Annotated in this window: 12 protein-coding genes; 2 read left to right on the plus strand and 10 right to left on the minus strand. The window is 63.5% G+C overall.

Going from position 1 to position 16,145, the window contains the following annotated elements:
* Positions 1-19 precede the first annotated feature (19 nt).
* The 10 genes from tssJ to ACUN9Y_RS05730 form a co-directional block, all read right to left on the minus strand.
* A complete protein-coding gene (gene tssJ / locus ACUN9Y_RS05685) occupies positions 20-655 on the minus strand; it encodes a type VI secretion system lipoprotein TssJ (RefSeq protein WP_445459716.1) in 636 nt (211 codons plus the stop codon).
* Positions 642-3,452: a type VI secretion system ATPase TssH gene (gene tssH, locus ACUN9Y_RS05690; protein WP_445459717.1), complete on the minus strand. Its 2,811-nt coding sequence runs from the start codon at positions 3,450-3,452 to the stop codon at positions 642-644. Before tssH ends, tssJ begins: the two co-directional genes overlap by 14 nt.
* Positions 3,449-4,531 carry a type VI secretion system baseplate subunit TssG gene (gene tssG, locus ACUN9Y_RS05695; RefSeq protein ID WP_445459718.1) on the minus strand — a complete coding sequence of 361 codons (1,083 nt, stop codon included), beginning with the start codon at positions 4,529-4,531 and terminating at the stop codon, positions 3,449-3,451. Before tssG ends, tssH begins: the two co-directional genes overlap by 4 nt.
* Entirely contained in the window at positions 4,495-6,330 is a 1,836-nt protein-coding gene (tssF, locus tag ACUN9Y_RS05700) for a type VI secretion system baseplate subunit TssF (protein WP_445459719.1), read from the minus strand. Before tssF ends, tssG begins: the two co-directional genes overlap by 37 nt.
* Positions 6,330-6,797: a type VI secretion system baseplate subunit TssE gene (tssE, locus tag ACUN9Y_RS05705; RefSeq protein WP_445459720.1), complete on the minus strand. Its 468-nt coding sequence runs from the start codon at positions 6,795-6,797 to the stop codon at positions 6,330-6,332. The genes tssF and tssE overlap by 1 nt, the downstream gene beginning before the upstream one ends.
* Before the next feature lie 91 nt (positions 6,798-6,888).
* Entirely contained in the window at positions 6,889-8,385 is a 1,497-nt protein-coding gene (gene tssC, locus ACUN9Y_RS05710) for a type VI secretion system contractile sheath large subunit (protein WP_445459721.1), read from the minus strand.
* Between the two features lie 15 nt (positions 8,386-8,400).
* Complete coding sequence (tssB, locus tag ACUN9Y_RS05715) at positions 8,401-8,931, minus strand: type VI secretion system contractile sheath small subunit (protein ID WP_445459722.1); 531 nt, start codon at positions 8,929-8,931, stop codon at positions 8,401-8,403.
* Positions 8,932-8,985: 54 nt separating this feature from the next.
* Positions 8,986-9,735, minus strand: a complete 750-nt coding sequence (locus ACUN9Y_RS05720) for a hypothetical protein (RefSeq protein WP_445459723.1) — start codon at positions 9,733-9,735, stop codon at positions 8,986-8,988.
* 155 nt (positions 9,736-9,890) lie between these two features.
* Complete coding sequence (locus ACUN9Y_RS05725) at positions 9,891-10,328, minus strand: copper resistance protein NlpE N-terminal domain-containing protein (RefSeq protein WP_445459724.1); 438 nt, start codon at positions 10,326-10,328, stop codon at positions 9,891-9,893.
* Positions 10,329-11,261: 933 nt separating this feature from the next.
* Entirely contained in the window at positions 11,262-12,587 is a 1,326-nt protein-coding gene (locus ACUN9Y_RS05730; protein ID WP_445459725.1) for an OmpP1/FadL family transporter, read from the minus strand.
* 301 nt (positions 12,588-12,888) lie between these two features.
* Here ACUN9Y_RS05730 and ACUN9Y_RS05735 point away from each other — a divergent pair, with 301 nt between their 5' ends.
* Positions 12,889-13,320 carry a MerR family transcriptional regulator gene (locus ACUN9Y_RS05735; protein ID WP_445459726.1) on the plus strand — a complete coding sequence of 144 codons (432 nt, stop codon included), beginning with the start codon at positions 12,889-12,891 and terminating at the stop codon, positions 13,318-13,320.
* Positions 13,317-15,983: a heavy metal translocating P-type ATPase gene (locus ACUN9Y_RS05740; RefSeq protein WP_445459727.1), complete on the plus strand. Its 2,667-nt coding sequence runs from the start codon at positions 13,317-13,319 to the stop codon at positions 15,981-15,983. The genes ACUN9Y_RS05735 and ACUN9Y_RS05740 overlap by 4 nt, the downstream gene beginning before the upstream one ends.
* The last annotated feature ends 162 nt before the right edge of the window (positions 15,984-16,145 follow it).

Genomic DNA, 16,145 nt, shown 5'->3' on the forward strand with positions numbered 1-16,145 from the left:
TACATTCCTTGATCGTCACTCATGGCGCCGAGAAACGTCCCATGGCGTTGGCCACGGCGATCAGCTCGGCGCTGTCCTCGCCCACGGGTTCGATATGGCTGTCGGCCAGGCTCAGGACGACGCCGTCTGGCGATGTCAGGATGCCGTCCTTGCGCATGGCGGCGGCGTCAAACACCAGTCGCCAGCGCTGGTCCGGCATCTGACGGAAGAACGCCACCACCGCGACGTACGCGGCACGCTGGGCCATCGCTGCGCTGTCCAGCGCCACCTCCCCCGGCAGCACAACGACTTCACGCTCGCTGAGTAGCGAGTCGCCAAGCGCATCGTCGCTGCTGTGCCACAGCTCATCGGCGCTGGCGGCATTGAAGGCGGTCAGCGAATCGAGCTGATAGATGCGCACCACCACCGATAGCGGGTTGCCCTCGGTGTCGGGGTTGATGTCTTCCTCGGCATTCAGCACCACGGTCACCCGCTCGTCCTGATCGAACAGGATGTCGCCGACGGTGCCATCGAGTTGCTTGCCGATGCGGCCGCCAACGCCACAGCCGCTGATCAGCACAGCCGTTAGCAGCAGCACGACCAGGCCGACGCCAGGATGACGCTTGCGCCCGGAAGGGGCGCGGCGAAAGCGGTGGCGCGGTTCAGTGTTGCGCATGAGCATGAACCTCCGGTTTCGCCTGTTCGCCGCCGCCAGGCTCGCTGGCGGTGTGGCCATCACCCACGCGATAGGTGAACTGGCTATGCGCATCGATGCCGATGGCGATGCTTTCGATGGGGCTATCGTCGGCCATGCTCTGCAAGACGCGTTCGGCAAGCTGCGGCATCAAGGCGCCGGTCAGCAGGTGATCGATGCTGCGAGCGCCGCTGTCGGTCTGGGTACAGCGCTCGGCGATATGGGCAGCGAGCGCGTCATCGAAGCTGAGGCTGGCGCCATGATGGTCGCGGAAGCGCCGCGCCAGGCGGTCCAGCTTGAGATCGACGATGCGGGTGAGCACCTCGCCCTGCACCGGGTAGTACGGCACGATCTTCAACCGCCCGAGGAAGGCCGGCTTGAACACGCCGTTGAGGGTCGTGGTCATCTCCTCGACCAGAGCCTCCGGCTCGGGCCGTGTCTCGGGTGACGGCGAGTCGCCGAGACAGCGCTGCATGATCCAGTCGGTGCCGACATTGGAGGTCAGCAGGATGACGCTGTGACGGAAGTCGATCTCGCGTCCTTCGCCGTCCTCCATCACGCCCTTGTCGAAGACCTGGAAGAACAGCTCGAGCACGTCGGGATGGGCCTTCTCGACTTCATCGAGCAGCACCACGCTATACGGCTTGCGCCGCACCGCTTCGGTCAACACGCCGCCCTCGCCGTAGCCGACGTAGCCCGGCGGCGAGCCCTTGAGCGACGACACCGTATGCGCCTCCTGGTACTCCGACATGTTGATGGTGATCAGATTGCGCTCACCGCCGTACAGGGTGTCGGCCAGGGCCAGCGCGGTTTCGGTCTTGCCCACCCCGCTGGGGCCGAGCAGCAGGAAGACACCGACCGGCTTGCTCGGGTCGTCGAGCTTGGCCCGGGACAGGCTGATGCGCTTGCCGATCTCGACCAGGGCATGGTCCTGACCGATGACCCGTTCCCCGAGCAGTTGCGGCAGCATACGCACGGTGTCAATTTCATCGCGCTGCATCTTGGTCAGCGGAATCCCGGTCCAGGCCGCGACCACGGCTCCGATGGCGTTGCCATCGACACAGGGATGCACCAGCGGCCGAGTCGCGGCAATGTCCTCGAGCGCGCGACGCTTGCGGATCACGTCATTGCGCGCCTGCTCCCGGGCGGCGGCGTTCGGTTCGACGCCCGGTTTGGCGTCCTGATTGGCGTCCTGTTCACTGAGCTGTTCGACGTGCTGTCCCGAGCCCGCGCCGTCGCTTGCGGCCTGGCCCTGGGATGAAAGCTCGCTCAGCGCCTGCTCGGCGCTGCGCAACTCGGCCACGGCGTCGCGCTGACGCTGCCAGTCGGCCTCGAGCTCCTCGATGTCGGCGGCGAGCGCGGTCACCTTGTCATCGAGCTCTTCCAGGCGCGCATCGTGCTCCGTCGCCCCGCGTTCGCGCTCGCCAAGCAGCGCCGTACGTTCGGCCTTGAGATCGCATGAGCGTTGACGAGCATCCTCGAGCTCGGCCGGTGCCACGGCCTGGCCAAGGGCGACACGGGCACAGGCGGTATCCAGCACGCTGACCGCCTTGTCCGGCAGTTGGCGGCCGCTGATATAGCGATGGGACAGACGCACCGCCTGGACCACCGCATCGTCGAGAATCTCGACGCCGTGGTGGTCGCGCATGCGGCCGGCGAGCCCGCGCAGCATGTCGATGGCGACGTCCTCGCTGGGCTCCTCGACCTTGATCACCTGAAAGCGCCTGGCCAAGGCCGCATCCTTCTCGAAGTACTTCTTGTACTCCGCCCAGGTGGTCGCGGCGATGGTGCGCAGCTCGCCCCGGGCCAGGGCCGGCTTGAGCAGGTTGGCGGCATCGCCTTGGCCGGCCTGGCCGCCGGTGCCGATCAGGGTGTGCGCCTCGTCGATGAACAGGATGATCGGGTGCAGGCTGCGCTTGACCTCGTCGATGACGTTCTTGAGGCGCTGCTCGAACTCCCCCTTGACCCCGGCGCCGGCCTGCAGCAGACCGAGATCCAGGGTGCGCAGCTCAACGTTGCCAAGCGCCTCAGGCACGCTACCGGCGATAATCTTCAGCGCCAGCGCCTCGACCACGGCGGTCTTGCCGACCCCGGCCTCCCCGGTCAGGATCGGGTTGTTCTGGCGCCGGCGGGTGAGGATATCGATCATCTGACGCACCTCAGCGTCGCGCCCGAGCACCGGGTCGATGCGTCCCGCGCGGGCGTTGGCGGTCAGATCGATGGTGTACTGATCCAGCGCCGGGGTCTTGCCGGCGCGCGGCGTCGCCGCCCGTCCCGGGCTCTCGCCCGCCGCGCCGGTTGCCCTTGGCTGCTCGGGGCTCGCCGAGAGCAGGTCATCGAAGTTCAGGCGCAGGTCGTCGGCATCGAGCCGCTCAAGCTCCGGGGCGCTGTCCATCACCACGCGACGCAGCTCCTGATCGCCCAGCAGCGCCAACAGCAGATGCCCAGAGCGAACCTCATGGCCACCCTGTTCGATCGATGCCACCACCCAGGCGCGCTCGATCAGCCGCGTGATGTGCGGTGACAGCGCCGGGGTGCGCGTGCAGCCGATCTTGAAGGTCTCCATCGACCGGTCGAGCTGGTCGGCGAGGCGATCCAGCGCCAGCTCGGCGTGGCGGACGATGCGCAGCACGTCGTTATCGTCGCCATCGAGCAGCTTGAGCAGCAGATGTTCGACGTCGACTTCGTACTGACGCTTGGCGAGGCATAACCCGGCGGCTTCTTCCATCGCCTGGCGGCTGACTTCATTGAGCTTGGCAAACAGCGTCTTGAGGCTCACGTGGTGGCTCCATCGAAGGGAATGCGAAAGATTGCGTGACCATTGAGGGTGCGGGCTCGGCGCCCGAGCCAGCCAAGGCGGCCCAACGACACCCCATCGCTGCCGCCTAGTCGTGCCGCAGGGACCTGATCGGCGCCAAGGTCCAGCTCGATCTCGAAGTCGAGTTCGGCGCCGAGATAAAAGCGGATCAGCTCGACCAGCCGAGGGTGGTCCGCCTGACCGGGCAAAAAGCGCTGATAGTCAGGACGCGACAGCGGCCCGAGCACCACGCGCACACACGACTGGTAGTCCCAGACCCGGGAGCCCGTGACCGCCGACTGCCCCAGCAATGCATTGCGGCTGCCCAGGCGGGTGCGCTCGCGCCCGGGAATCTCGAGCCAGCGACCGCTGAACGGCTTCACCGCGCAGTCCACGCCGAAGGTGAAGCCCAGCAGCGCCTCGAGGTTGAGCTTGTTGCGCGGTCGCTGGGTCAAGAGCCCCGCGAAGTAGCCAAACACTTCCCGCGGCAAGCCATCGCGCTCCCCCCCAGCCTCCGGGGTCTCGCCGATCAAGCGCTGGGTGGTATGCGGGCTTAGCCCGGTCAGCGCGAGTAGCTGACGCTCGAAGTCAGCCTCGCCCTTGCGCTCGTGCTCGATGAAGAACCGGTACTTCTGCCAGGCCTGGTAGAACATCGCCGTCATGCGATGGGAAAACACGTCCAGAAACGCATGGGCGGCGTCATCGCGTAGCTGGATATGGCGATCGATCAGCGTCTCGGTGTAGGGCCGTGGCAACACGCCCGATGGCCCGACCAGGCCCATGAAGGTGACCTGAATTTCGGTCAACGGCTGATCCAGCGGCGACACCCGCTTGTCGCTCTCGAAGGTCAGATCGCTGATTTCGCTCGCCGGAAAGCTCAGCGACAACTGGCTGCGAAAACGCAGCGGATCCTCATGGGGTCGCGACTCGGGGTCGAGACGTCCCTGATGGCTGTAATGCAGGCGCAAGAGCCGCACCAGTTGGAAGAAGCCGAACCGGTATGGCTCAGCCCGTGCCCGGTCGATTAGACCAGGGACTGAGTGCCGGTTCTGGGCGGCCATGTCACGACATCCTTTTCGCGCTGACGGCTGGTAAGCGTCAGTTGGGTAAAGCTGTTGATCGAACAGTACTGTCCGAAAAAATGGTCGAGGACCATGCCGAATAGATAGATACCGCTACCGATGAACTGCTGCTCATCGAGTTCAAGCGTGATACCGAGTCCGCGCACGAAGGCCGGACGCGGGTGGCCGATACGGGTCATGGTCGGGGCGCTTTCGATGGACGAGATGCCGTTGATCTGACGCCGAGAAGCATCCATGTCGCGGTAGTTGTAGAGCGACAGAATCTCGAGCAACGCCTCGCGCCCGCGCGACACCAGCGACAGGTGATTGAGCGACAGATGCGACACCAGACGCCAGATCACGCCCTTGCCAAGCGGCGGACGCACGGACGACGTCGGCTTGCGCAGGCAACGAATGGTCTTCACCACCTGTTCCCGCGGCAGTGTGAAGTCGCCCTCCGGGTGGCCAAAGCTGAGCTGCTGCGGCAGGTCACGATTGCTGCAGGTCAGCTTCAGGCTGAGCACGTCGCTGGAGGTCTCGATGCGAGTCAACTCTCGATCGACCAGGCGCAGCAGCATTTCGGTACCGTGGTCACGGTTGCGCTCGGATGGCACCCGCTTGCCGATCCAATAGCTGGCCTGGCGCTGGACCTGCTGGCGGCGCGGCTCGAAGAACGGATGGCACAGGCTGACCTCGTCACGGGCCGCGGTCTTCTTGATCCGCTTGACCTCATCAATGGACAGGATCTCGACGCCGTAGGGCTGACGCACATCCGCCACCACGGGATACTCATGCTGGGTATGGGTCAGCTTGATCGGCTCGGCCATCTGCTTGAACAGGTTGATCACCGGAGTGCAGCCCAGGCGAAAGTGGTTACGCCCCAGGTTCTGCGCCAGGCGCGACAACCGTTCGCCCACCTCGTAGTCGGCAAAGAAGAACTGCAGCTGGACGCGCGACCCGCCGACCTGAGCGAGGAGCCGTTCAAGCCCGGTGAGGTCGAAGAACATGAACTTCTCGGGAAAGACGAAGTACTCATGCAGCAGGCGGTAGCCGAGAAACGAACGCTCGGAGTAGTCGATCAAGCCTTCGTCCGGCGCGAAGCCCACCGGGCGAATCGCACTCAGCGGCAAGGCCATGCCGCGACGCCGCCCCCCCTCATCGAAGCTCACCCGCAGGCGCGACAGGTTGTTGAACAACAGCTCATGGAGCGGATGCATCAAGGCACCCTCGCCATCGAGAAAGACGCGTAGCTGGTCGATGCCCAGCGACCCGATGGGCTGATCGGCAAGGGTCCCCAGGTCGACATCGAGCCGGGCGACGCTGTCGCCGTCACGGCCATTGAAAGCCGAGCGCTCGAGTAGCGAAAAACGCGCCTGCTCGACCCGCAACGGCCACACTGTGACGTCGTAGCAGGTTCGAAAGCGACAGTTATTGCCTCCCACCGTGCGGGAAAACATCTCGGTATGGCGGGCGACGTGGTAGCGGCTGTCCAACGTCGAGGCCTCCCCCGGATCGAACTGGGCAATCGACATCGACGGCGTCGGCTTCAGGTAGTGGGGGTACAGCACATCCAGGAACGACTCGACGATCTCCGGCAGGTCATCGTCGAGTTTCTTGTGCACCCGAGCCGAAAGAAAGGCAAACGCCTCGATCAGGCGTTCGGTATGCGGATCGGCGCAGTCATCCTCTTCCAATTGCAGACGCGCTGCGACTTTCGGATACTCACGGGCAAACTCCTGACCCAAGAAGCGCAGGTGGGAGAGTTCCTTTTCGTAGTACGGCAGCAGGTCGTCTAGCATCAGGTAAGGTTCTGTACTTTATAGCGCTGAGTTTCGGCCTGGAGCACCGCTTCACAGGTCACCTGCTGGGAAGAATCCACCAGCACCAGCAGGGCATCGACGCGAAAACGCAGCAAGCGATCCTTGTGATCCTGATCGCGAAGGCTGACGCGCACGTTGCGAAAACGGCAATCATTGCTCTCGATGGCATGTTCGAGCTGGCGCTGGATGAGCTGGCGGTCCTCACTGCTGTTGAGGCCGCGCCCAAGAAAGTCTGGCAAGCCATACTCCAGCAACGACCCACGCAGCGACGGGTAAGCCGCGAGGTTGGCCGCCAGCAGTTCCTGACGCGTGTTGACCAGGGTTTCCAGGTCGGCAACGATCGTCGCCTTGTACTCGTCGAGCGTGCTCCACAGCCGTTGTTCGGCTTCCACTCCCCGGTGCGGCTCATCATCGAGCAGACGGTTCCAGAGGGTTGGCACGATCATCCTTGTGCCCTTCACTTGCACGACTCACCTCCGACGAGCGGCCGGCAGCCCCGCGGCACGCGGGCTGCCGGTGTGATGATGAGAGCGCCGGTCAGCTACGCGAAGACTGGGGCAGTTCCGCCACCAGGCGCAGCGACGCGGTCAGCTCATCGAGCTGATAGTGCGGACGCAGGAAGGTCACCGCCTTGTAGACCCCCGGCTTACCCGGCACTTCGGCCACTTCCACGTGCGCTTCACGCAGCGGGTACTGGGCCTTGGCTTCCTGGCTAGCGTTGTCGTCCAGCAGCACATACTGCGATAACCACTCGTTCAGATAGCGCTCGACGCTGGTGCGCGAGGCGAAGCTGCCGACCTTGTCGCGCATGATCGCCTTCATGTAGTGGGCGATCCGCGAGGTCGCGAAGATGTACTGCAGCTGCGCCGAGAGTCGCGCGTTGGCATTGGCAACGTCGGTGTTGTAGTGCTTCTGCTTCTGCGCCGACTGCACGCCAAAGAAGGCCGCATAGTCCGTCCCCTTGCAGTGCACCAAAGGAATGAAGCCCAGGTCGGCGAGCTCTTTTTCACGACGGTCGGTGATGGCGATCTCGGTGGGGCACTTGAGCGCGACTTCACCGTCGTCGGTCTGGAAGGTATGGGTCGGCAGGTCCTCGACCAGGCCGCCGCCTTCCACGCCGCGAATGGCAACGCACCAGCCGTACTGCGAGAAGGCCTCGGTCACCCGCGCGCCCATGGCATAGGCGGCGTTCATCCACAGGTACTGGTTGTGCTCGCGTCCATCGACGTTTTCGACGAAGTTGAACTCCTCGACCGGGGCGGTATCCGGCCCATAAGGCAGACGACCCAGCACATGGGGTAGCGTCAGACCGACATAACGCGCGTCTTCGGAGCTACGAAACGACTTCCACTTGGCATATTCGACGGTGTCGAAGACCTTGGACAGGTCACGCGGACCGCTCATCTCGGTAAACGAGTCCCACCCGAACAGCTCCGGCGAGGCCGCCGAGATAAACGGCGCATGGGCGGCGGCGGCGACGTGAGAGACCTGCTCGAGCAGGTAGATGTCTTCCGGGCTGCGCGAGAACTCGTAGTCACCGATCAGCATGCCGAAGGGCGCGCCACCGAAGGTGCCGTACTCTTCTTCGTAGACCTTCTTGAACAACGCGCTCTGGTCGAACTCCGGGGCGGATTTCAGGTCACGCACCAGGTCCTTCTTGGTGGCGTTGAGCACCTGAATCTTCATATTGGTGCCGGTCTCGCTCTGGCTCACCAGGTACTTCAAACCGCGCCAGGACGATTCAAGCTGCTGGAACTCGCCGGCATGCATGACCTCGTTCATCTGCTCGGAGAGCATGGCGTCGATTTCCGCGATCCGGGCATCGAGCACGGCGATGAGATCCTTGCTCGGCAGCACTTCGCCTTCCAGCACCTGGGCGACCAGTTCTTCGATCAGGTCCCGGGCGCGGCTACGCTCGGTTTCCGAACGCGCCACACGACTCTCCGAAATGATGCTGTCGAGCAAGGATGTCTGAGGAGCGAAGACGGCTTCCTCGGTCACCGATGCCTGGGCTTGAGTATGCTTGTCTGACATGTCGTGGCTCCGCCGTTACCTGTCGTTGTCGTCGCGTACCGCTTGCTCGCGGCCGAACTCGTCGCCGAGGGTCTTGAGCTTCTCGCTGTTCTGCAGCACGTCCATGAGCAGCTCCTCGAGCTTGTCGTTGCCGCCCATCTTGTTGCGCAGGTCCGCTAGCTTGTTGCGAACCTCGAGCAGCTTGCGCAGGGGCTCGACCTGCTTGACGACGTTCTGCGGTTCGAAGTCTTCCAGGGCGTTGAAATTAAGCTCGACCGGCAGCTGCGAGCCATCCTTGGACAGGGTGTTATCGACGCGGTACGCCAGACGCGGCTTGAAGCCCTTGAGAACGCTGTCGAAGTTGTCACGATCGATGGCGACGAACTTGCGATCCTTCATCTTGGGCGGCGGGCTCAGCGGATTGCCGCTGTAATCGCCGACCACCCCAGCGACGAAGGGCAATTCCTTCTGCTCCTGGCTGTCACCGATCTCAACGTCATAGGTGATCTGAACCCGCGGAGCGCGAATCCGCCCTAACTTGTGTTGTGTGCTATCCCTCTCCGCCATGGCGTCGAATTCCTTGTGCGTGGATAAGTGATGTGCTGGTCAGCCGGCGCCTGCCTAGATCGCCGAGACCGCCTTCAGCAAGCGTTCCTTGATGGCATCCTCGATCTCCTGGATGTCGGCCAGGTCCACCAACTCTTCGAAGGTGTGGTTGCCCGCGACTTCGGTGCTGCTCAGGATCATGCCGTCATCGGGAAGATGAGAGGACACCGGCGAGCCGATCACACAGAACGGCAAGTCGCCAAAATCGGCGAGCTTCTCGAAGCTGACGGGAAAGCGTAGGCCCAAGAGCAGCCGCCCCAGGCCCGGTGCGCGGTTGAGGCAGAAAAACAACATCAGGTAATGAGCGACGAAGCGAAACAGCTCCGCCGTGCTGCGATTGGGGTCCTTGATGATCTGCCGGAAGCGCTCCAGCTCGAAGCCCTTGTAGCCGACCACCCAGCGCACGGGGCTGGTAACCCGTACGGGATGGCTACGCCCCTCCAGCGTCACGTCATACTCGTACGGATACAGCTGGGGCGTGGAGCTCAGAATATCCAGCGGCACCTCGAGCTCCTGAATCAACCGAAAAGGAGCAGCGGTGGCCGTGGCCTCGAAGAGCGACTTGAATTCCTTGAACGCGTGCTGTGCGTCCCGGCCGTTGCCCCGAGGCGCCCCTTGCAGATACTCGCCGAACACCAGCTGAGGACGAATCAGCAGCGCCAGGGTCGCCATGTAATCCATCGCCTGTTCGTGCAGAAGATCACCCACCACGCGCGTCTGTTTACGCAGCTTGATGAACGACTCGATATCGAATTCTCGTTGCATACCCGGGCTCTGCCCCCTCTACTCCACGACCTGGCGTCATGACCACTATTGATGGCCTGACGCCTACGGCCAGGCTGTGTCGTCCGTGGCTCTCTTGCCCCTTTCAACCGCGTGCTACTACGTGCTACCGGGCGCACGGCCCCACACCCATCGGGTCAGCGCATCAGCGCGGCGCGACGCAGCTCGTACGAGACATCATCGTCATGGCTGTCCTTGAGACCGACCCAGCCGAGCTGCTGGCCATCATCTTCCAGCCGTAACACCATGGGTTGCGGCCCGCTCTCCAGGCGATAGAACATGGCGTCATCGGCCGGCATCAGCTGCCAATCCCCCCAGGAAGTCGACGTGACATTTCCGCCAACGGCATCGACGTGAGTCTGATGCAGAAAGAACTGCTTCGGCTGGCCACTTTCTGCGTCACGATGCAGCGTCAAGTCCGCTCGAATGACCCGGCAGTCATCACACGGCAAATTGCCCACGAAGCGCGTCTCGGGCTCGATGACACCAGCGCTGTCAGCACCTCCGGTGCCCGATGCACAGCCGACCAGCGCCAGGGTGACTCCCCCCAAGCCAACCACGAAAAGCCTAGCCATCGCCTTACTCCAGAGCATTTCCGTTTCCCACCCAGTCAACGATTGATCACCAGGCTGCGAAGCAACACCCCAATGATTGTTAAAAAGACACCTTACCCCGCTCGGCCACTCGTCCACTTGACATCCAGCAGCTAGGCCACCGCCATGCTGCGAGAAGGCGCCGATGCCGACGCCGACTGGCATCATCCCGAGAATTTCGTACCGCTACTACCGAGTAAAATAACAGAATGACGACAAAGAAATGACAGAAAAATACCCTGAAATAGGCTCAATAACTCACTAATTTAGTACCTGTTGCCATGCCGCATTGGCCGCTATTTTGCCACAACAGACATCATCATTAACATCTTAATAATTTGTAAGATATATCTTAAATACGTGTAATACATTTCCTACAAACCGGCAATTCACGGCATTCAAGACACCGTCATTTTATCGTTAAACGACATTGCTTCGGCTCGCACTACCGGCGTTGCCCTTGGCGCGAACCTGCGCCGAGGGTTCAACACCGCAAGCGCCGTTGCCGGCCAGGAACCGGAGGCCGTCAGCATCCGCCTGCGCCGCGACGGCAACTGTGGTGCAGCCAGCTGTTCGGCGGCGCCAAGGATCGTGTCAGCAGGGTCAAACTGGCCTAGCCCGCCCTGCCCTTTCTGAACACCGGTCCTCCCACAAACTTTACCGCTGTGACTCTCGCGGAGGTGCGACCTTTCAACAAAGCACAGGCGCTTGCTCGCCACGGTCTAGACAGACAGCCACCACCTCCGACCAAGCGCCATCTCTCCGATCCAGGGCGACCCGTGCGATGAAGCACTGCGGCCGACAGCCGCCAACGAAAGCGCCCCCTCCTGGGAGGGGGCGCGGCGGGGCATCTCGCGGTGACGTGGCAAGCGCTGGCGATTCAGATCGCCTTGGCTGGCGCTTGTCGCAGCATGGTTAGAACCGATAGGTGACCTGGGCACCGAAGGCCTGGGCGGTGTTGTCGTAGTCCGCCTCATAGGTACCGCGATTTTCCTCTTCCTGGCTCAGCGAGGCCTCGGTCTCGTGAATGTAGGAATAGGCGACATCGACGGTCAGGTCTTCCATCGGTGTCCAGCCGGCGCCCAGCGAGAAGATCACGCGATCGTCGGAGGGCACACGCACGCTGCGGTAATCTTCCTTGATCGGGGTCTCGTCGTAGGTCAAGCCGGTGCGCAGCACCCAGGCCTGGTTCAGCTGATAGGCGGTACCGACGGAGTACTGCCAGCTGTCTTCGTAGTTCTGGGCCTCGACGATTTCGCGCACGTCGTTCTCGACGCGAATTTCTTCAAACTCGCTCCAGTCGGTCATCGCGGCGCCGGCCATCAGCGTCCAGCGATCATTGAGTTCGTGAGTCACCGAGAAGTCCCAGACCGCGGGCAGCGTAATGGACAGGTCGGCGTCGGTCTGCTGAGTGGCCGTGCCCACCGGTACGACAGGACCGAGCCCGGGTACCACGGTGGGAGAGCCCGTGCCGCGCACATTGGTAAAGCGCGCCTTGCCCTCCAGGTCGTAGTCGACCTCGGAGTGATAGGCGAAGCCGAAGGTGGTGTGCTCCCAGGGCTTGTACATCATGCCGAGCGTATAGCCCCAGGCATTGTCATCGCCTTCGACATCGATATCGCCTTCACCCGCGACACCGGTCGGCGTGAAGGCGCCGGTCTGGTCGAAGAACCCCACCGGCCCCCCTTGGGTGTTGGCCGTCAGTTCGCCGTCGATCTGGTTGTAAGTCAGGCCGAAACCGGCAGAGAACTGGTCACTGAACTTGACCGATATCGTCGGCTGGACCGTGACCACCTCGACCTTGCTGCGATCGCCGAAGAAGCGGCCCTGGAATTGACCTTCGTAGTCGGTGATCAGGCCGTAGGGCGCATAAACGCCGAGGCCGAAATGCAGATTGTCGTTGATCGGCTGCACATAGAAGCCAAACGGAATCACCGTATTGGGCACCATGTCGCCTTCATTGGAACCCGAAGCGCTCCCCGAGGCGTTGTCGATATCGGAGTCTACGGTCAAGTACACCCCGCCACCGGTGACCTGAGCGCGGTTGAGAAACGACATGCCCGCCGGGTTGCCGTGCACGATGGTAGCGTCATTGACCGAGGAGGCGCGTCCGGCGCCCGAGGTGCCCTGGCCGCTGACGCTCTGCTCGTTGAGCTGGAAGGCGCCGGCCATGGCCTGGCCGGAAACGGCGGCGGCAGCCACGGCGACCGCGAGAGAGAGAGGCTTGAAGTTGTTATGCATGTCTCGATGTCCTTTTGTTCTGCAAGCTAGTCGGCGTGCTTATAGCCATGGCGCCGGCTACGACCTGGCCCGGCTTGCTCGCAGTGTTTGCGATGGCTACCGATAGTTCAAGGCCAAACGTTCGTTTTAATCATTTATTTGCTCATACTTTGGTCAAACGTAAGCAATCACTCTTGAACTATCAGGGGGTTATAAAATTGATCGAAACGGCATAGAAACGTCATTCCTGTGCTTGACCCATGTGTTACACAAAGGTTTTACACTGGCATCCTCACCAGGCGCCCCACGCCAAGGAGGTCACATGAAGGTCAGCGAACTGGCCCGTCGGGCCGGCGTCACCGCCGAGACGGTGCGCCACTACACCCGCGAGGGACTGCTGAATCCTGTCAAGGATCCAGACAACGGTTACCACCGCTACGCCCAACAGGACCTGAATCGCCTGAGCTTTATCCAGCGTGCACGCACGCTCGGGTTCAGCCTTGGCGAAATTGGCAACATTCTCGAACACGCCGACCTCGGCGACTCCCCCTGCCCCCTGGTGCGCGACCTGCTGGCGGCTCGACTGCCCGAGATTCGTCAGCGCATCGAGCACCTGCAGGCGCTTGCCGACCGCATGGAGCAGGCGCTCAGGGCCTGGCAAGACATGCCCGATGGCACACCAGATGGGCATAGCCTATGTCGCCTGATCGAAAGTGTTCCGGTACCCGGCCCCCGGCCCGAGGAGACCCCATGAACGAGACCAGGACCCGGACGATCCCGGGCATGAGCTGCCAGAACTGCGTGGCCAGCATGCGCCGGGCCATTCAGGCTGAAGACCCCAGCGCTCGCGTCGAAGGAACCCCGGCCGAGAAACGCCTGGATGCCACCACGATGCTCGGCGACGAACGCCTCGATGCCATTCTGCGCGAAGCGGGTTACTCCCCAGCCCCCGGCGCAAGCAACGCTGGCCACGACGATGATCGCGACGATGATCGCGACGACGGCCGCGAGGGCACTTCCGACGACAGGGCAGGCTCCTCCCCCGACGTTGAAGCAGCCCCTGAGGTGCAGGCAGACACCACCAAGGCGCCACCGCCGACCGGGCAGACCGAGCCGAGCCAGAGCCTCGGCAGTACGCGCCTCTCGATCCAGGGTATGACCTGTGCCGGCTGCGTGAGAAGCGTGCAACAGGCGCTCGCCAAGACACCCGGCGTCGCCAACGCCGAGGTCAATTTCGCCTCCCACACGGCACGGATCAAAGGCGACGTGGACAGCGATGCCCTGGTCAAGGCGGTGGCGTCCGTCGGCTACACTGCCGAACCGATCCTCGATCTGCGCGAGGCGGAAAAACGCCGGGCCGACAGCAGTCACCGCGAGTACAAGCGCCTGCTGCGCGGCAGCCTGCTGTCGCTGGCGCTGGCCGTGCCCCTGATGCTCGGCATGCTATTCGTGCACCCCGAGCCGGTCGGCCTGGCTCGCCTTGGCTGGGGCATCATCGGGCTGGCCACCCTGGCGATACTGGTCGGCCCCGGACGCCACTTCTTCGTCAACGCCTGGAAGGCCGGCCGTCACCATCAGGCCAACATGGATACCCTGATCGCCATCGGCACCGGTACCGCTTGGCTCTATTCCATGGCGGTGGTGATTGCCGCTCCCTGGCTACCGGACGCGGCCAAGGGCCTGTATTTCGAGGCCTCGAGCATGGTCATCGGCCTGGTGCTGCTCGGCAATGCGCTGGAGCTTCGCGCCCGAGGGCGCACCTCGAGTGCCCTGCATAGCCTGCTCGACCTGCAGAGCCAGACCGCTAGGGTCCTGCGCGATGGCCAGGATATCGATGTGCCGATCGACGAGGTCCGGCAGGACGAACTGATCCGCGTGCGCCCCGGTGAGCGACTGCCGGTGGACGGCGTGGTCAATGAGGGCGAGAGCTACATCGATGAATCGATGCTCAGCGGTGAGCCTGCGCCGGTCGCCCGCGGCCCCGGCGATGAGGTCAGCGCCGGCACGGTGAACGGCAAGGGATCCTTGACCTACCATGCCACCCGCATCGGCGCCGACACGCGACTGGGCCGCATCACCGAACAGGTCGCCAACGCCCAGGGGTCGAAGCCCCCTATCGGCAATCTGGCCGATCGCGTCTCCGCGGTTTTCGTGCCCAGCGTAATGATCATTGCCGTACTCACGGCGCTGGCCTGGTTCCACTTCGGCACCGAGCCCCGGGTCATCCACATGCTGGTCACGGCCACCACGGTGCTGATCATCGCCTGCCCCTGTGCCCTGGGGCTCGCCACACCTCTTTCTACCATGATCGGGGTCGGCAAGGCGGCCGAGCATGGCGTACTGATTCGTTCGGGCGATGCGCTGCAGACGGCCAGCCGGCTGACCACCCTGGTGGTGGACAAGACCGGCACCCTGACCGAAGGCAAGCCACAGGTCACCGATAGCCGCATCATCGACGGCGACGAAGGCGAGTTGCTGGCGCTGGTCGCCGGCCTCGAAGGACGCTCGGAACATCCGCTGGCCGAGGCGCTGACGCGCCACGCCAGCGCCATCACGGGCGACGCCCCGAGCGCCGCCATCCACGGGTTCGAGAGCGTGACCGGCGGTGGCGTGAAGGCCACGGATGCCAAGGGCCGTGCACTCGTGCTGGGCAACGCTCGGCTGCTCGAACAGACGGGGGTCTCGCTCGATGCCATCGGCGAGGATCGCCACGCCTGGGAGGCCCAGGCTCGCACCCTGGTGTACTTCGCCGTCGACGGCCGACTGGCCGCCGCCTTCTCCATTCACGATCCGCTACGTGACGACAGCCGCGCTGCCGTGGCACGCCTGAAGCGTGATGGCCTCAAGGTGGTGATGCTGACCGGCGACAACGCGGCCACCGCCAGGGCTATCGGCGCGGAGGTCGGCATCGACGAGGTCCGCGCCGGCCTGTCGCCCGATGACAAGCACGCCGAGATCGAACGCCTGCAACGTGAAGGCGAGGTCGTCGGCATGGTCGGCGACGGGATCAACGATGCGCCGGCGCTGGCCCAGGCGGACGTCGGCTTCGCCATCGGCCAAGGCACGGACGTGGCCATCGAAAGCGCCGGTATCACTCTGATGCGCTCGTCGTTGTCCGGCATCGCCGATGCCATCGAGATCAGCCAGGCGACGCTTGCGAATATCAAGCAGAACCTGTGGGGCGCACTGGGCTACAACGCGCTGTGCATTCCCATCGCCGCCGGCGTGCTCTACCCCTTCACCGGCACCTTGCTGTCGCCGATGATCGCCGGGGCAGCCATGTCGCTGTCGTCGATCACGGTGGTCGGCAACGCCAACCGCTTGCGCCTGGCGCGCATCGGCACCAAGGACGCCCGCGACGCGAGGGAAAGCCGCCACAACGCCGCGACGCAAAGTACCAGGGAGAAAAGCGCATGAGCCTGTTCGTGACCCTCGCCGGTGTCGGCCTGATCGGACTGATCGTCTGGTGGTTCTGGCTGAACTGAGCGATCACCGTGCCGCGGCCAGGGCCTGGTGTCGTGAAAGGTGGCCGCCAAAGCGGCTACCCTGAAAGCAACAGGCAAGGCCAGCCACCCTGGG

The sequence above is a fragment of the Halomonas sp. V046 genome, assembly GCF_052645355.1.